Genomic DNA, 18185 nt, shown 5'->3' with positions numbered 1-18185 from the left:
AGAGCATTTACTGAAATAAAACATAGAAACCCCGTTGCCAGCCTGTGTACTTGGCTGGCAACATACAGAATGAATATAAACGTCGCCCCAAATACCTCTGCAATACCGAGTAAACAGTCCCACCCGTGGCGGCAAAAACGGAAAAAGTGAGAAAACAATGTCGAACAAACCGTTCTATTATCAAGATCCCTTCCCCGTTTCTAAAGATGACACCGAATACTATCTGCTGACTAAAGATCACGTCTCTGTCAGTACCTTCGACGGCGAAGAAGTCTTAAAAGTTGAACCACAGGCGCTGACCCTTCTGGCGCAGCAGGCGTTCCACGATGCCTCTTTCATGCTGCGCCCGGCACATCAGCAACAAGTGGCCTCCATTCTTCATGACCCTGAATCGAGCGAAAACGACAAATATGTCGCGCTGCAATTCCTGCGTAACTCCGAAATCGCGGCCAAAGGCATTCTGCCAACCTGTCAGGACACCGGCACCGCAATCATCATGGGCAAAAAAGGCCAGCGCGTCTGGACCGGCGGTGGCGACGAAGCCAGCCTGTCTCAGGGCGTTTACAACACCTTCATTGAAGATAACCTGCGCTATTCCCAAAACGCCGCGCTGGATATGTACAAAGAAGTGAACACCGGCACTAACCTGCCTGCACAAATCGACCTCTACAGCGTGGATGGCGACGAGTACAAATTCCTGTGCATCGCTAAAGGCGGTGGTTCTGCCAACAAAACCTACCTTTATCAGGAAACCAAGGCGCTGATCACTCCGGCCAAGCTGAAAGATTACCTGGTTGAAAAGATGCGCACGCTGGGCACCGCAGCTTGTCCGCCGTATCATATTGCGTTCGTGATTGGCGGGACTTCCGCTGAAGCGACGCTGAAAACCGTGAAAATGGCGTCTACCCATTATTACGACGGTCTGCCAACTGAAGGTAACGAGCACGGTCAGGCTTTCCGCGACGTAAATCTGGAACAGGAATTGCTGGTCGAAGCTAACAATCTCGGTCTGGGCGCACAGTTCGGTGGCAAATACTTTGCCCACGATATTCGCGTAGTGCGTCTGCCACGTCACGGTGCGTCATGTCCGGTCGGTATGGGCGTTTCCTGCTCCGCAGACCGTAATATCAGAGCGAAAATCAACCGCGACGGGATCTGGATAGAAAAACTGGAAGAGAATCCGGGCAAGTACATTCCCGAAGCGTTGCGTCAGCAAGGCGAAGCCGGTGTGGTGAAAGTTGACCTGAACCGTCCGATGAAAGAAATCCTCGCGCAGCTGTCTGAATATCCGGTGTCTACCCGTCTTTCCCTGAGCGGTACGATCATCGTGGGCCGTGATATCGCGCACGCCAAACTGAAAGAGCGTCTGGATAACGGCGAAGGTTTGCCGCAGTACATCAAAGATCACCCGATCTACTACGCAGGTCCGGCAAAAACACCTGAAGGTTATGCTTCCGGATCTCTGGGCCCGACCACCGCAGGACGCATGGATTCCTACGTGGATCTTCTGCAATCCAACGGCGGCAGCATGATCATGCTGGCCAAAGGCAACCGCAGCCAGCAAGTCACCGACGCGTGCCACAAACACGGCGGTTTCTATCTCGGCAGCATCGGCGGTCCGGCAGCGGTTCTGGCTCAGCAAAGTATCAAGAGCCTGGAATGTGTGGAATATCCTGAACTGGGTATGGAAGCCATCTGGAAAATCGAAGTCGAAGACTTCCCTGCGTTCATCCTCGTGGATGATAAAGGCAACGATTTCTTCCAGCAAATCCATGCCAGCACTTGTGCGAAATGCGTGAAGTAATCGCCTCCTGAAAGACAAAAGGCCTGCCAGAAATGGCGGGCCTTTTTTTCGCCTTTCTCCCCTGTGGATCCTTCCATCGTTGACGGTCAGACAAATGCGCGTAGACTATCTCAATAATTTAAAAATTGAGATAGTTTACCTATGAGCATCAAATTTCCTCCTGCGTTAATTCCGCTGGAAACCCTCACAGGTCAACAGTGGATGCAGTATCAGCCCTGCGCCAGACTGGTTGATGATCAGGGGCGATATTTACCCTGGGATGAATATCAGTATCGTGTCGCTAAAGGTCTGGATGCCGCTGTGGCCTGGAGTTTCACCCGTCGGGCCCGTCACTCTGCCATGCAGTTTATTAACTATGGAAACATCCAAAAACAGCAGGCAGGTTTCAACCACACGGCTTTAATGGCTGAAGTCTGCGAACAAATTGATAAATTCTCAACGGCTCAGGCGCTTATCCAGCAGCGGGAGCGGCTTTCTGGCATGGGTGCCGCCCTCTCACAGTTTCAGTTTGAAGAACCCATCACCAGCTCGCAACTTGAAGGGGCAAATACCACCACGCTGGTCGCACGGAGTCTGCTGGCATCAGGCCGGAAGCCTCGTACCGAAAGTGAACAAATGATCGTCGGCAATGCGCGTATGATGAAAGAAATTAACTCGCATCTTGATGAGCCGCTGAGCCCCGGTCTTATCCGTCAATTCCACGCGACGGGAATGGAAGGTATTGATGATGCGAAATATGTCCCCGGTAACTTCCGCACAACCGACGATGTGGTGATTGCTGACTATGACGGAAATATCGTTCACCAGCCGCCGCCCGCGGAGCAAATCACAGAGCGGCTTCAGCGGATGTGTGACTGGGCTAATGCGACACAGGGCAATTATATTCATCCGCTGATCCGGGCCTGTATTTTACACTTCATGATTGCTCACGAGCATCCTTTCAGAGATGGCAACGGACGCACCAGCCGTGCATTGTTTTACTGGTCCCTGCTGAAGTCCGGCTATGACGCTTTTCGTTATATTTCAATCAGCAGTTTGCTTTACGCCTCTCCGGTGAAATATGCGCAGAGTTATCAGCGCACTGAATCGGACAATATGGATCTCACTTTTTTTCTCGAATATCAGATGGGGATTGTGAAAAGGGCGTTGAATCAATACCTGCAACACATCGAGACGTTGATTAGCCGCCGTGTTGCAACAGACAGAATGTTGTACGAATCAGGCGCTTTTTTCCGCCTGACTCACCGTCAGATTATCCTGGTGAATGTCATGTTGTGCTGGCCGGACACTGAGCTATCAGCGGCGCAGGTTAGCGAAATTATGGGACTGGCGGATAACACAGCCCGCAACGATCTGCGGGCGCTGGTACGTGAAACGCTGGCCGAAGAACACAAAATCAACGGCCAGAAAACGATTTATACTCTGTCGAAAAATCTCAGTTAAACGGCTGATCTTTGCTTCTTGCTGATGTGCGGGATCGAAGGGTTTCACCCAAAACCACTAAAGCTCCGCTTTCCCCGGATTATCAAACCCGACGCGTCCGACAAACGGCAGGCGAAGCGCCGGGTTTTTCACATCAATACCCAGGTTCAGCCCCAGCACGTTGACTTCCACGCCTTCTTCCACGCCGAGCGTGACACCCAGAATGCCGAGTAATGACACCTGAACACCGCGACCTGAAGGCGGTAAACCCACCGGATTGGTTATTGCGCGGTAATCTTTCCCAATGGCGTTAGACGGCATATCCAGTTCAAGTTCCGGCACTTCCCGACCAATGTGAGCCATAAACGTATTGCTGTTTGGCCCCGGCCAGGCGTGATAAGTATGGGGATACGGATAGCTTTTGATGGCGGCTTCAATTTTAGGGATCATCATTTGCGCCTGTGCGCCGCGGTGATCCACCAGCACGCGTGGCTGCGAACCAAACCAGTAGCCATCCGGAATGGCATAATTGCGGCGAACTACATTCGTGCTGCCCCAGCTGATTACGTCATAACGGGTAAACTCGGTTTCCCCTTCCCGTTTGTAAATAATCCACGGATGCACGGCGACCAGCCCGCGCCAGCCATAAGTCGGTGCGGCATAAATCTGCACAATGGCAGTACTTTTAAGTTTTGCCGGATCCGGTGCGATCCCGGAGGAATCCCGCCGCGCCGTAGACCAGCTCTGCCCTGCGGGTTCTTCACGGGTTTGCGAGGCTTTTGCATAGCTGTATCCGAAAGACAGCAATAAAACGAGGACAAACCCGAGGCTAAACCATTTAAAGGCGATCATGCTTTTTATCCCTTTACACTCTGTATTTACACGCTGTGTGAGCGAACAACAATACTTCACCCGTTCTTTAAAGCGAAGGATTCACGCCTCAGGCGCTGGCGCGTGCAATAAAACGCCAGTCCATCATCAGGCGCTCTGCCGGCGCTTGTGGATTATCAATTTTCCTGAGCAATAACGACACTGCCTGACGACCAATATCGCGCGAAGGCTGTTCAATGGTGGTCAGTTGCGGTGAGACCATTTCCGCCAGTTCCGTACCGTCAAAGCCTATCACCGCGATATCCTGCGGAACTTTCAGCCCGGCGTCTTCAATGGCGCGCATTGCACCCGCCGCCAGCGTATCGGAAACCGCAAACACTGCATCCGGTTTTGCCGCAGCTTGTAGTAAATTCTCCATCGCCGCCTTGCCCGCTTTAAAACTCAGTTCGCTAGCATATTCAATGGCTTCAAAACTATTCCCCTGCTGGCTGAGCACCGTTTTATAGCCGCGCTCGCGCAGCTGAGCATATTTGTAACTCAGGTCGTGGTTGATCAGGGCAATGCGTTCACATCCGCGTTCCAGCAAATGCCGGATGGCGAATTCAGATGCTTCGGTGTCGCTGATCCCGACACAGGACACATCACCGGCGTCAGCGTATTCTGCGCACTGAACCCACGGCGTCTGGCCGATCATGGTGCTCAGATCCGGCAGATTGGATAACGCATCCATGGTGATGATACCGTCGACCATTTTGCCCGAGAGCAATCCGAGGCTCGATTTAGAGCGTTCGATATCAGAACCTGAGTTGCACAGAAGAATGCGATAACCGTTCTTTTCAGCTTCTTCTTCGATGCCTTTCACCACATCAGCGCAGAACGGATTTGCAATATTGGACACCATCACCAGGATCATTGAGCTTCTGGAGGTTCTCAGCTGGCGGGCTAACAGATTGGGCTGGTAGTTACTTTCCCTGATGGCTTCCAGCACACGTTCCCGGTTTTTACTTTTCACTGAGTTGCTGTTGTTCAGCACGCGGGAAACCGTAGCAACCGACACACCGGCCAGCCTGGCAATTTTCTGAATCGACATAACGACAACACATCCTGCGGTCAGCTATTTTTTTCAGAGGCTATCACAGTTTACCGGTGCCATGAATTAAAGCCCGAGCATCCGCCACGCGGTCGGTATAAATAAAGCGACTACAAAGAAGAAGTCATAACACACACCCTGCAACAGGATACCGAGATACAGCAGGAACCGGCCCGTCCTCACTGACGCCCGGCGCAAAAAGTAATCGATTACATAATAATTATCCCACGGCTTGTCTTAAATTTGGGAGATCAGTCACGATAACCCTTCCTGACACCTTTCTGACTAAAAATCTGGCAGGGGAAATCAGACTCCTGCCCATTGTTGCCGGAACCTGACGGGCTCATACTGCAGGTAACACTAAGCAGTTTTATGGATTTAATGAAAACAACAGACTGAAGTTAACGCATTGATTAAAAAGGATGAATATGACTGACTCTAAGAAAGCATTGATCATCGGCGCATCGCGCGGTATCGGTTTGGGTGTGGTGGATGTCCTCACAAAACACGGATGGCAGGTGACTGCAACCACGCGTGACGCCGTTCCGGCAAAAGCCCCCGCTTCGGTCGAATGGGTAAAACTGGACATCAATAAATCTGAAGCACGGCAGGCGGTAAAGGACGCGCTTTCCGCAAGCCATTATGATCTGATTTTTGTGAATGCCGGCGTGTTTGGTCCGGATCATCAGGACATTCATCAGGCCAGCGATGAAGAAATTATTCAGCTGTTTTTAACTAACGCTATCTCCCCCGTCCGCTGTGCCACTGAATTGCTGCCACTTTTAAATCACCGCACCGGTGTGCTGGCGCTGATGACGTCTGAGCTTTCCAGCCTCAACGAGAACGAAGTGGCGACATATCCGCTTTACTCCGCCAGCAAAGCGGCGCTGAACATGCTGACCCGCGGGTTGCAGGAACAGACTGAAAAACAGGAACTGACGCTGCTTTCTGTGCATCCGGGCTGGGTGCAGACCGACATGGGCGGTGAAAATGCCACCCTGACCATTGAAGAAAGCGCCACCGGCATTGTCGATCAGTTCGAAGCCTGGTCCGGTAAAGGCGGCCATCATTTCGTAGAATATTCCGGCCGCGAGCTGCGCTGGTAAATTTTGCAGGTGAGCCTTTTCGATTTGAACAAAACGATCTCACCGGAGGTCGTTTTTTTTGGATCAAAAAACCTGACCGGAATTATTATCGCCAGCAGCCGTCATTTTATCCCCGGGGAGCCACCGCAGTCGTTAGCCCGCGAACTGCACACTTTCTTCACAATGTGATATGAAGATTTGTTGAATATTTTGTGGTAAAACGGCCAGTCAGATTGTTTGTTAATTATTTGTACCCACAATAATTGCCGGGCTAACTTGTCGCATGCGACCAGCAGACACGGCATCTTTCATTTTTCAGGGATTTGTCATGTCATCTTCTTCCGTTAATCCGGATTCGCTGTTAGCGCATCGCTCGTTTGTGGCGTTCTGGATAGCCCGCGCATCATCCAGTTTTGGTTTCCAGATGCTTTCGATTGTGGTGAGCTGGCAAATCTATTCGATTACCGGAAGGGCGTTTGATTTGGGGCTGATCGGGCTGGTGCAGTTTTTCCCTTCTGTTGCGCTGGCGCTGGTCGCCGGACATGTGGCGGATCAGTTTGATCGTCGCCGCGTGGTGCTGCTCGGACAAATTGCCGAATGGATAGCGATTGCTGCGCTGGCTTATCTGACGCTGACGCATCACGTCAACGAAGTCATTATCCTCGGCCTGATCTTTATCATTTCGACCGCCAAAGCCATGGAAGCGCCGTCGCTGCAATCGATGCTTCCGGCGCTGGTGCCACCACATTTACTGGCACGGGCAATGGCCGCCAACAGCGTTTCAGGGCAAGCGGCTTCTATGGTCGGCCCGGCGCTCGGCGGTTTTTTATATGTCGCCGGAGCGGGCGTCGCTTACTCGGTGTGCGCCTGCCTCTATCTGTTGTCGATCGTGATGGTCAGCCGTTTGCTTTACGAACAGGCACCACCGCGCCGTGTTCCGGCGACGTTTAAATCTCTGTTCGCCGGGATCAGTTTCATCCGCGCCCGTCCTGATGTTCTGGGCGTTATTTCTCTCGATTTGTTCGCGGTTCTGCTCGGCGGCGCAACCGCCCTGCTGCCCATTTTTGCCCACGATATTCTGCATACCGGCCCGTGGGGATTGGGTTTGTTGCGCGGCGCTCCGGCGGTCGGCGGTTTAATTGTCGGTTTCTGGCTGAGCCACCGCGCGCTGAAACGTAATGTCGGGATGACCATGTTCGCCGCCGTGGCGGGTTTCGGCGCAGCCACGCTGGTTTTCGCGTTTTCCACCTCACTGTGGCTATCGATGCTGGCACTGTTTGCACTCGGCGGATTCGATATGATCAGCATGGTCATTCGCGGTGCACTAGTTCAGCTCGATACGCCCGACGATATGCGCGGTCGCGTCAGCGCGGTCAACTCCATCTTCATCAACACCTCGAACCAGCTCGGCGAATTTGAGTCTGGCCTGCTGGCGGCCTGGGTGGGCGCAGTGCCTGCGGCGGCCATTGGCGGCGTCGGCACGCTTATCGTTGTCGGATTGTGGATGACCTGGTTCCCGGGTCTGCGTAAGCGCCAGAAACTGGAAAATGAAGTGGTGGAAGCGTGAGGGCATTGCGGGGGAATTTTGAAACTGGATCAATTCGGAATTCCCCAATATAATCAGCTCATTCATTAACCAACGTTATACATAAGGAGGATTGCCATGCTGACCCGTGAAGTTTTTTTAATTTCACTCGTCCTTAGCGATCGTCACTGCTCAGGCGTTTCCGGCTCCCTGCCGCGATAACCTGTCTGAGCGAAGCTAACTGACAAACTGAGTTCTTCCCTCCGGCTTACCGGTTATCGTCGGCGTTATTGACGAGAGGCATTTTTATGCCCGAAACCTGAGTAAGCATCATGACTTTACTGTCTGCACAATCTGTATCTTTCGATAATTCTTTCGGCCCTTTGCTGGCTGAGATTTCCTTCGGCCTGAAAAAAGGCGACCGTATCGGTCTTATCGGCCACAACGGCTGCGGCAAAAGTACCCTGCTGAAAATCCTGAGCGGTGAACTGGCGGCGACGTCCGGCAGCGTCACGCTGGCGAATCAGTGCCTGATGGCTCGCGTGGAACAGCATCTGCCTGAAACACTGAATCATCACACCCTGCTGGAAGCTGTCCTCAATCACCTGCCTCAGGGCCTTCATCAGCCGGAGTTGTGGCAGGCGCAGGTGTTGCTTTCCACGCTGGGTTTTGACGAATCCGCCTGGCAACTGACGGCGGGCACGCTGAGCGGCGGGCAGCATACCCGCCTGCTGCTGGCCCGCGCGCTGATCCGCCAGCCCGATTTACTGCTGCTCGATGAGCCCAGTAACCATCTGGATTTGCCGACGCTGTTATGGCTGGAGCAGTTTCTGAAAAACTGGAACGGCAGTTTCGTGCTGGTTTCCCACGACCGCAGCCTGCTCGATAACGTGACCAACAGCACCTGGATCCTGCGCGATAAAACCCTGCAATTTATTCGCCTGCCTTGTACACAGGCGCGTAATGCGCTTGAGGAAAAGGACGCTTCCGATGCCCTGCGCAGGAAAACGGAACAAAAAGAGATCGACCGCGTCACCAAAAGCGCCAAACGTCTGGCGCTGTGGGGCAGTGTTTACGATAACGAAGGGCTGGCGCGCAAGGCCAAGCAAATGGAAAAACAGGTCGACCGGCTGAAGGATGACCAAACTGAAGTCACCGCCGGTAACCAGTGGAAACTTCAGCTTAGCGGCGAAGCGCTGGCGGCTGACCGGGTTCTGGCACTTTCAGGTTTGCAGGTTCGCCCGGCACCCGATGCGCCGATGCTGTTCACACTCGATGAAATGCGTGTCAAAAGCGGTGACCGGATAGCGCTGGTCGGGCGCAACGGTTGCGGAAAATCTTCCCTGTTGCAGACGTTATGGCGTGCTTTCAGCCAGCCGGTAACAACGCAAACGGATGTGACGTTCCATCCCCGCGTGCGTGTAGGGTATTACGATCAGAATCAACATCAGTTGCATGACGATGACTCTCTGGGTGATGCGCTGTCGGACTTTGCGCCGCTGACGGAAGAACAGTGGAAAATGGCGCTGATTGGCGCCGGATTCCCCTTTATCCGTCATCAGCAAAAAGTGAGTACGCTCAGCGGCGGTGAACGGTCGCGGCTGTTGTTTATCGGGCTGACGCTGGCGAATTACTCGTTACTGCTGCTCGATGAACCGACCAACCATCTGGATCTGGAAGGCAAAGAGGAGCTGGCGGAAACGCTGAAAACGTTCAGTGGCGCGGTGCTTTTAGTATCACACGACCGGACGCTCATAGAGCAAAGCTGTAACCGATTCTGGCTGGTGGATGACCAACGGTTAGAAGAGTGGCATACCCTTGCACCGGTTTACACGGTACTTGCGGGAACGCCCGCGCCAGCAGAACCTCTCTCATCACCAGGCCAGCCCGATGTTCTGGTTACAGAAGCTTCGGAAGAAGAGCGACTGCTGGCGCAACTGGTAGAGCTGGAACACCGGTTGGCAGAAGATCTGGCACGTAAACCCAGGCATCAGAAGCCTGACCTGCAACGTCAGTGGCAAACGCAAATTGCGCGACTGAGTACGTTGTTAAGTCTTGATTAACTGCTGATTTTTCGTTCTATGGCCTCAGGGACGGGGCCTTTATTTATATTTAAACGGAAAGTTTATTTGCTGCCTGTACGCTTTAACGAACATTGTATGTTAAAAAATAGTATTCGATTTTCTTCTGAACCCTGCGTTCCTGTCTTCCGCGGAGAAACCATGTTTAACGTTTTACGTGCTGAACCCAAAACTACCTTTGAATATGGACCGTTTCGTATCCGTCGTATGCGGCCGGGACAAATCCAGCCTGAGTTAAACGATGACGCCTTCGGTCCTCTCAGCGTTATCGACCACGCCACCCTCGAACAGGGCACGCTGGTAAAAATGCATGAGCATAATAACGACGAGATCCTCAGTTATATGTGGCGCGGTTCGATGGTGCACGAAGATTCGGCCGGTAACCGCGTTCCGCTCTCACCGAAGCAGCTGATGATGATGAACGCCGGTGAAAGTTTCTGGCATGAAGAATCCACACCGCTGGTGTCGGCAGAAATGTTGCAGATCTTTATCCGTCCGCGTACGGCAAATCTGGAAGGCCGCGTGCAGTTTATGGCACGACCTGACGGCATAAAAAGCAATGAGTGGACCCTGCTGGCGGCGCCGGAAGGCATTGAATCCCCGCTGGAAATCCGCCAGGCGGTGTATGTCTATGACATCCGCATGGATGAACAAACCACCACTCAGATCCCCTCACATGCGGGCTTTGCTCAGTGGTTGTACGTGATGGATGGCGAAATCAACATAGGTGATGTTACGCTGTCTAAAGGCGACGCGATCAGTGATGAGGAGAGCGGTTTATCTGCTGCGACGGCGGGTAAAGACACGACGCTGGTGTGTTTTCTGGTGTGTCTGGGCGCACAGGCGATACTCGAAGGCACGATCAGCGGAAAATAATAACAAGCAGGTTGCAGAAATGAAAAAGCCCCAGTCGTTAAACCGGGGCTTTTAAGGTACTATCAAATTAATATTTAACATTCATCAACTTAATTACGTGTACTGCTTAGATAATGCAACTTCTAAAGATGTACCTATTTTCACAGGATATATTTTTGAATCTGGGTAACGCTATCCTCCTATAATTTTGTGGAATAACATCGGTATCCTGTTCATTTCATCTATACCGGCTTTCAGGCGGGATAAATGAGTACATCACCCTCGCGATATATACTCTTTGATGCGTGGCCTTACTCTCGTCGCGACATTCTCGATTTCATACTTAAGTACCCAAATCGCGAACATTACTCTAACTAACAAGGCGTTACATCATCGCGCTTTAGTCCACATCATGCGATTGCACAGCTTTACCGCGTGGCCTTAAAGCATCATCTCACGGACTTTCAATTAACGCCCGGTGTTGAATCACCCAAACTAAAATACTTCGTGGCCTTTATCGCATCTCATTACTGGCAAGTTTATCAACTTGCTAAATGCACCGCGAAATAAAAATTTCTTTTCACTTCTCTTTGGTGCTGAGTTCTAATCTACTCGCTATATGTTGTGTGTCAACCCTGTATTTTCGAACAGGGTTTCTTATTCTTTAAAGATAAGAAAACGTAATGAAATCTGTGAACTGCACCAAAGATCTCGGGCATGCTATTAACCTGAAAGTTGCACAACGTTAATATTTTGTACACATTTTCGGCGTTATTTCCCTGTCTGACATTCTCACTATCCCTGCTCAGCTTCTGAATGCTCGATTTTGTATCAGCAAACTAGTTCAGCAGTGTACAAGCCGCTTCATTTCCACTATATTGCCGCGCTTAAGACCGAAATCGCAGCATAAAACAGCGATTCCTGATCAATATTCAACTCATTTCTTTTTCAGCCATTCTTTTGACGAATTCTGATAAAAGCCACGCGAGGATACGCACTATGGCGACGCTTTCTGAGACCGCCCCGCAACGTTCAGTACTGGGCGGCGCAATGATTATTGGTGGAACGATCATCGGCGCGGGGATGTTCTCCCTGCCGGTGGTGATGTCCGGCGCCTGGTTCTTCTGGTCGGTGGCCGCACTGATTTTCACCTGGTTTTGCATGCTGCATTCCGGCCTGATGATCCTTGAAGCAAATCTTAACTATCCGGTGGGTTCCAGTTTCAATACCGTGACCGGCGATCTGCTGGGTAAACACTGGAACCGGCTGAACGGCATCACCATTGCGTTCGTGTTATATATTCTGACGTACGCTTATATCTCCGCCAGCGGCTCGGTTATCCAGCATAGCTTGCGCGAAATGTCGGTGAGTTTTTCTCCCCGCCTCGGCGGTCTGCTGACGGCGCTGGTTGTGGCCTTTATCGTCTGGCTAAGCACCCGCGCGGTGAGCCGCATGACGGCCATCGTACTCGGCGCAAAAATCATCGCCTTTTTCCTGACCTTCGGCAGCCTGCTGTGGCATGTGAAACCGGTGAATTTGCTTAACAGCGTCGAGATCAATCCGAGCTATATGCCTTATGTGCTGGCGACGCTGCCGTTCTGTCTGGCATCGTTTGGCTATCACGGCAACGTGCCGAGTCTGATGAAGTACTACGGCAAAAATCCGCACATCATCAAAAAATGTCTGCTGCTGGGCACGCTGATGGCGCTTGGGCTGTACATCATCTGGATGCTGGGGACGATGGGTAACATCCCGCGACCGGAATTTATCGGCATCGCTGAGCGTGGTGGCAATATCGATGTGCTGGTGCAGTCGCTGAGCCAGATCCTCAACAGCGCCGGTCTGGATTTGCTGCTGACCATTTTCTCCAACTTTGCCGTCGCCTGTTCATTCTTAGGAGTGACGCTGGGTCTGTTTGATTATCTGGCTGACCTGTTTAAATTCAGCGACAGCCGCACCGGTCGCTTCAAAACGGCGCTGGTCACTTTTATTCCGCCCATTATTGGTGGCGTGATTTATCCCGATGGCTTCATTTATGCGATTGGTTTTGCCGGTCTTGCGGCGACCGTCTGGGCGGTGATTGTTCCGGCACTGATGGCACGTGCATCGCGTCAGCGTTTTGGCAGCCCGCTGTACCGCGTGTGGGGCGGTAATAAAATGATCGTGCTGGTACTGCTGTTCGGCGTGCTCAATGCAGCAGTACATATTCTGTCGAGCGTGAATTTACTGCCGGTATATCGATAAATGCCACCTTGCTTCTGGTCTGGGGCGCCACCATATCGGTAACAGACAGCAACGCTGAATGACCAAATCCAGAGGTGATAGATGAACGTGTTGATATTTGGGGCCAGCGGTATGGTCGGACAGGGTGTGATGCGCGAGTCTCTGGCAGCACCGGATGTGGAAAGCGTGACTGTGGTCGGGCGGTCGCCGCTGGCACTGGAAAACCCACGGCTTCATCAGCAAATCTGGCCGGATCTGATGGCAGAAGAACACATCTCCACGTTACCTGATAACGCCGATGCCTGTTTCTTCTGCCTCGGTGTTTCCTCAGCGGGAATGACCGAAGCCCAATATTCCCGGCTAACGTATGATCTGACTCTGGGCATCGCGTCAGCGTTAGTGAAAAAGAATCCGGCGATGACCTTTATCTATGTTTCCGGGGCGGGTACGGACAGCTCTGAACAAGGGAAAAGCATGTGGGCGCGGGTGAAAGGCCGGACTGAAAATGCCCTGCTGAAACTCGGTTTTGCCAACGTTTTTCTGTTCCGTCCGGGCGTCATTCAGCCCTTACACGGTGCGCGATCCAAAACCCGCAGTTACCGGATTCTTTACAGCGTGATGGCTCCCCTGCTGCCGCTGCTGCGTAAGTGGTTTCCCGATTCCATACTGAGCACGCAAATTATCGGTAACGCCATGCTTAATGCTGTGCGCCGGGGATACCCGAAAGCGATACTTGAAACGGTCGATATTGCCCGTCTGGGGCGCTGAGAAGTAATCAGAAAATCCCCTGCCTGTCAGGGGATTTTTAGTTTCTCATTCCTTTCAATTTTAGCGGCTCAGATCCCCGCTTAACCCCGGCCCGGCGGAGGGCACCAACACCCGCGTTTTTCCGTAAATAATAGTCAGAACCGCCGGTACGGTGAATGCCACCGCAATCGCCAGCACTTCATATATCATTTTCGAATCCGGGCCGCTGAATAATCCCAGTTCGAACACGTTCAGTACCGGCAGAAAGCTGTAGGTTTTTACGCCCAGAAGACCGGTTATCGCACCACCCAGTGCCGCACCCACGCTGCCGAACACAAACAGCATTTTGTATTTCAGATTCACGCCGTAAAGCGCAGGCTCCGTGATACCAAAGAAGGCAGAGACTGAGGCCGAAATCGCAATCTGTTTGTCGCGAAGATTACGGGCGATGAAAATTGCCCCGAACGCCGCACCAAACTGTCCCATCACAGCGGACATAAACATCGCCATAATCGTGTCGTACCCGTTGACCTGAATGTTGATCAGCGCCAGCGGAATGATGCCCCAGTGAACACCGAAGACCACAAATATCTGCCCGATCCCCGCCAGTAATGCGCCGGAAATGACCGGACTCAGGTTGTACAACCAGGCATAGCCGTTAGCGATCCCCACCCCTACGTAATCTGCGACCGGCCCGATAACGGTAAAGACCACAAAACCACAGATAATCAGCGACAGGCAAGGCACAAAAACCAGTGCCGCCAGTTCAGGGATAACCTTTTTCAGCCAGCGTTCGACGTAACTCAGGAACAGCACCGCGAAGACCGCAGGGATCACTGCGCCGCCATAGATTTTCACGTTTAGCGCCAGTCCCATAAAGTGAAATTCGCCGGGAATACCAGGATCGGTCAGCGGAAATATCATCGCGGCGGTCAGCGCCAGCGCGGTGAATTTATTCGCTCCGAAACGCTCAGCGGCTGTGACGGCAATGAACAGCGGCAGCATCACAAACACGCCGCTGGCAAGTGCGTTGAACACAGTAAAAACGTAAGAATGGGGATCCACCAGATTCAGGGTTTGCAGCAGCACCACAATCCCTTTGACCACCCCGACACCGGCCAGCACGCCGATATACGGCGTGAAAATGGCCGATAACGTCGCCAGCAAACGGTTGACCAGGGAACCCTGCGTCACCGCCGCAGGGTCAGCGGTTGTTTGCCCGCCGAGTGAGGCCTGAATCGCCGCAAAGACCTGCTCCACTTTCGGGCCAATCACAATCTGAAACTGACCGGGATTCTCCACCAGCTTCACGACTTCAGGCAGCTTGTAGAGCGCGTCTTTATTCACTTTTCCGGCGTCTTTTAGCGTAAAGCGTAAACGGGTGGCGCAATGTGTCAGGTGTTGTATGTTTTCGGATCCCCCCACATTTTCAATAATTTGCGGGGCAAGCTGACTGAATGTAGCCATGATGATTCCTCAGTTTCATGGTTAGGATGCAGGTGTTGAACTCAGACGAAGTCGCCCGGTTTTGTTTTACTTTTTACGGCGACGCCAAAGTCGGTAAAGATGCGTTGCGGCAAATTATTGCCTTTCGCCTCCGCAATATGATGAGCGAGGATCTGGAACGGGATCACCATCAGCAGCGGCGCAATAAATTCATCCACCGGTGCGCTGATGGCCAGCGTGCGCGGGTCATCGCTTTGGCCGAGTTTTAGCGTGTAAACATAATCGGTGTACTGTTGCTCATACGTTTTAAGCAGCAGCAATCTTTCACGGGCGACGCCGGGCGTGTCGATAAAGAACATTCGATGGCTGGCATTCACCTCAAAATACGGACCGTGCATGAACGCTTCTAATTCCACGCCCTGGGATGGCACGCGAACGGTTTCAGCGAACTTGGTCTCCATTTCTTTAATCACTCCGACAGCCGGACCATAACCAATGGCGATAAAGCGTGGCGAACCGGTCAGTTCTTCCTGCCATTCTTTAAAGAAATTTTCTGTGGCGGAAATAATGTCAGGAATACAACTCACGGCAGCAGTTAATTTATCCAGCTCCGCCCGCTCCTGTTGTGAACTGATGAGCCCGTTAATTCTGGCGGTATAAACACCCAACAACATGAATTTAAAAATAGTGGCGATATACCCTTTGGTAACGTACCCCACTTTTTCTTCACCGATTTCGAGATCAATAACATGATCAACGGTCGTGGCTAATTCACTGTTTAAATTTCCGGTCATGCCGTAGGTCATTACCGGAAAACTTTCGCGGATATGTTTAATGGCATTCAGCGTGGAAGTACTTTCCCCACTTTGCGATACGCCGATGACAATGCGCACCGATTCATCGAACTTTTCGTAGTGCTGAAAATGGAAAGGCTCCACAACGCTTATCCGCACACCCGCCAGTTTTTCAACGTAATATTTGGCACTGACAATGGCGTTAATACTCGAACCCGTTGCCATTACCAGCCAGTTAGCAGGGTCATTAATCACAGGTAAATCATTGGGATAACGGGAAATAATCCCTGCAAGTGTTGCCTGTTCTTCCTGAATGTAAGTCATCATGGTTGGTTTCATTTGGTTCTCTCCTGGTTAAAACCTGAAAACGTTTTCAGGTTTTAACCTAGTGGAGCACCCCGTGCGTTGTCAACGGACTTGTCAGCAATTGTGGGCGGGATCAAAAAATATCATTTCGCAGCAAAATGAGACGTTAAAAATGACAAAGGGCGCAATACGGTAAGGTATTACGCCCTGGCTGAATAATAAGCTAAGGGGGTGGGATCTACGCTGACTCACCGGGGATCAGGTTAAGCGGGATTTTGACCGGCGGTATTTTCTGCTCATTATTCTCCAGCAATAACATCAGCCGCGACATCACTTCCCTGCCAATGATTTTATTCTGGTGATCGACTGTGGTAATGCGGGGAATATAATATTCGCTGCCGGGAAAATATTCGCAACTTGCCACTGCGATATCCTGCGGAACGTTGAGATTATTATCTTTAAGCGCACGGATCACGCCCTTAGCAACATGGTCATTAATACAGACCAGCGCCTGTGGCAACGGTTTATTCAGAGCCAGTAATTGCTCTGTGGCCTGATATCCATGTTCAGAATAGAAATTATTTTGGATTATAAACTCGTCAGCTACGGGTAAATTTTCACGCTCAAGCGCCTGACGGAACGCGGCCACGCGCTGGCAGGTGATGTACACATTTTTAGAGCCACCGATGAAGCCAATCTGCTGATAATTCTTGCCAATCAGATATTGCGTCACCCGCTCCACGCAACCGGTCTGATCCCGCTCAATGCAGGAATAATCAATCCCGTCCAGTTCGCGCCCGACCACCACCACCGGAACCGTGGCGCACAAGTGCGTTAATGCCTCATGGTAAGGTCCGGGCACGTCGTTATAATCGATATTGCCGCCAAGAATAATGACGCCGTCGATCTGACTGTCAGTAATGGAGCTGAAAATGTTTTCTTCAGAAATAATGTCTGCGCTGGATGACGATTTATTTGCCGACTGCGTGTCATAAAGCGTGACCTTATAACCTGCCTGCAAACTTTCGTGCTCAATCTGCGTGACCAGCATGACGAAATAAGGATTGCTGATATCAGAAACAATGATCGCAAGCGTCCGGGTTTTCTTGGAAATCATACCGCGCGCCAGCAAATTCGGGCTGAAGTTATTTTCCTGAATGACCTTCTCAACCCGGCTGCGGGTTTTGTCAGATACCCAGTTATTTTTATTCAGCACCCTGGAAACGGTCGTGATCGACACGTTCGCCAGCTCAGCAATATCCTTGATTGTCAGCGTCTTTTTCATTTTTTCCCTTCCCTCTTTCCGTTCATACTAAGGTAACGGAAACAGGGATGCAAAGCAGGAACTCCGCAGGCCTGGCAACGGAAAATTAGTCTAAATCGGTATTCGCGTTCAGCGGTTCGCCGGTGGCGTAAAACTGGCCGCCGGCGATGTAGTGCAGGCTGCGCAGAGCGGGATCGGCGTCTTCGAAATGCCAGTGGCCGTCTTTGAAGACGCGGGTATCCGCCCAGGCACCGACAATTTCGCCGATAAACAGGTCATGCGCCTGCTGATTATGCGGTTCAGGGATCAGCTTACAGGCCAGCCAGGCGGTACAACCCGCGACGAACGGCAAATCACCGTGACCTTCCATGCGAAACAGTTCTGCGCCGCAATGCTGTAATTTCTCCGGGTCGGTTCTGAGCGTCCGGTTACCCAAATCGTAAGTCATTTGCAGCTGCGCCACGGTCGGCACCTGAATGACAAAATACCCGCTTTGCTCAATCAGCTCGCGGGTTCTGGCTATTTTATCCAGCACCACTGTGAGTTTTGCCGGTCTGAAATCCAGCCCGCATACCCACGAGGCCGACATCACGTTGTCCGTGCCACTGTGATGCGCGGAAACCAGTGCTGTCGTGCCGTGGTTAATCAGACGGTAAGCTTTTTCCAGTTCCACTGTTGCAAATTGTTGAGTCATCAGAATCTCTCAGAAAAG

General features: G+C 51.8%; 14 protein-coding genes and 1 pseudogene. 8 read left to right on the top strand and 7 right to left on the bottom strand.

The window, feature by feature from the left end; translation table 11 throughout:
• The first annotated feature begins 157 nt into the window (after window positions 1-157).
• Together fumA and D6C13_RS14250 are read left to right on the top strand one after the other, a co-directional pair.
• Window positions 158-1804, top strand: coding sequence for a class I fumarate hydratase FumA (fumA, locus tag D6C13_RS14255; protein WP_120133383.1), 1647 nt, complete (start codon window positions 158-160; stop codon window positions 1802-1804).
• Between the two features lie 141 nt (window positions 1805-1945).
• A complete protein-coding gene (locus D6C13_RS14250; RefSeq protein WP_120133382.1) occupies window positions 1946-3247 on the top strand; it encodes a Fic family protein in 1302 nt (433 codons plus the stop codon).
• Window positions 3248-3304: 57 nt separating this feature from the next.
• On the opposite strand, the gene D6C13_RS14245 is transcribed toward D6C13_RS14250, so the two are convergent.
• The 3 genes and pseudogenes from D6C13_RS14245 to D6C13_RS14235 form a co-directional block, all read right to left on the bottom strand.
• A complete protein-coding gene (locus tag D6C13_RS14245; RefSeq protein ID WP_120133381.1) occupies window positions 3305-4078 on the bottom strand; it encodes a DUF3750 domain-containing protein in 774 nt (257 codons plus the stop codon).
• 88 nt (window positions 4079-4166) lie between these two features.
• Complete coding sequence (locus D6C13_RS14240; protein ID WP_120133380.1) at window positions 4167-5147, bottom strand: LacI family DNA-binding transcriptional regulator; 981 nt, start codon at window positions 5145-5147, stop codon at window positions 4167-4169.
• An 82-nt stretch (window positions 5148-5229) separates the two neighbouring features.
• Window positions 5230-5346 (bottom strand): annotated as a pseudogene (locus D6C13_RS14235) (MFS transporter); the annotation flags it as partial.
• A 229-nt stretch (window positions 5347-5575) separates the two neighbouring features.
• Between D6C13_RS14235 and D6C13_RS14230 the strand changes: the two are divergent.
• The 6 genes from D6C13_RS14230 to D6C13_RS14205 all read left to right on the top strand — a co-directional run bounded on the left by D6C13_RS14230 (window position 5576) and on the right by D6C13_RS14205 (window position 13684).
• Window positions 5576-6253: an SDR family oxidoreductase gene (locus tag D6C13_RS14230; RefSeq protein WP_120133379.1), complete on the top strand. Its 678-nt coding sequence runs from the start codon at window positions 5576-5578 to the stop codon at window positions 6251-6253.
• 307 nt (window positions 6254-6560) lie between these two features.
• Window positions 6561-7799, top strand: coding sequence for an MFS transporter (locus D6C13_RS14225; RefSeq protein ID WP_120133378.1), 1239 nt, complete (start codon window positions 6561-6563; stop codon window positions 7797-7799).
• Window positions 7800-8086: 287 nt separating this feature from the next.
• A complete protein-coding gene (locus D6C13_RS14220) occupies window positions 8087-9820 on the top strand; it encodes an ABC-F family ATP-binding cassette domain-containing protein (RefSeq protein ID WP_120133377.1) in 1734 nt (577 codons plus the stop codon).
• A 159-nt stretch (window positions 9821-9979) separates the two neighbouring features.
• Window positions 9980-10714 carry a pirin family protein gene (locus tag D6C13_RS14215; protein ID WP_120133376.1) on the top strand — a complete coding sequence of 245 codons (735 nt, stop codon included), beginning with the start codon at window positions 9980-9982 and terminating at the stop codon, window positions 10712-10714.
• A 978-nt stretch (window positions 10715-11692) separates the two neighbouring features.
• Window positions 11693-12937, top strand: a complete 1245-nt coding sequence (gene mtr / locus D6C13_RS14210) for a tryptophan permease (RefSeq protein WP_120133375.1) — start codon at window positions 11693-11695, stop codon at window positions 12935-12937.
• 81 nt (window positions 12938-13018) lie between these two features.
• Window positions 13019-13684 carry a Rossmann-fold NAD(P)-binding domain-containing protein gene (locus D6C13_RS14205; RefSeq protein ID WP_120133374.1) on the top strand — a complete coding sequence of 222 codons (666 nt, stop codon included), beginning with the start codon at window positions 13019-13021 and terminating at the stop codon, window positions 13682-13684.
• 60 nt (window positions 13685-13744) lie between these two features.
• On the opposite strand, the gene D6C13_RS14200 is transcribed toward D6C13_RS14205, so the two are convergent.
• The 4 genes from D6C13_RS14200 to D6C13_RS14185 form a co-directional block, all read right to left on the bottom strand.
• Entirely contained in the window at window positions 13745-15130 is a 1386-nt protein-coding gene (locus D6C13_RS14200; RefSeq protein ID WP_120133373.1) for a PTS transporter subunit EIIC, read from the bottom strand.
• A gap of 41 nt (window positions 15131-15171) precedes the next feature.
• Window positions 15172-16242, bottom strand: coding sequence for an SIS domain-containing protein (locus D6C13_RS14195; protein ID WP_120133372.1), 1071 nt, complete (start codon window positions 16240-16242; stop codon window positions 15172-15174).
• Window positions 16243-16447: 205 nt separating this feature from the next.
• Window positions 16448-17494, bottom strand: coding sequence for a LacI family DNA-binding transcriptional regulator (locus tag D6C13_RS14190; protein WP_120133371.1), 1047 nt, complete (start codon window positions 17492-17494; stop codon window positions 16448-16450).
• A gap of 85 nt (window positions 17495-17579) precedes the next feature.
• Window positions 17580-18167 (bottom strand): flavin reductase family protein, encoded by a 588-nt coding sequence (locus D6C13_RS14185; RefSeq protein WP_120133370.1) that lies wholly within the window; start codon window positions 18165-18167, stop codon window positions 17580-17582.
• Between the last annotated feature and the right edge of the window lie 18 nt (window positions 18168-18185).

It is taken from the genome of Rahnella woolbedingensis, from assembly GCF_003602095.1.
In the GTDB taxonomy this organism is placed as follows: Bacteria; Pseudomonadota; Gammaproteobacteria; order Enterobacterales; family Enterobacteriaceae; genus Rahnella; species Rahnella woolbedingensis.
The sequence above is the reverse complement of the archived record's forward strand: the minus strand, read 5'-3'. Positions and strand labels throughout refer to the sequence as shown.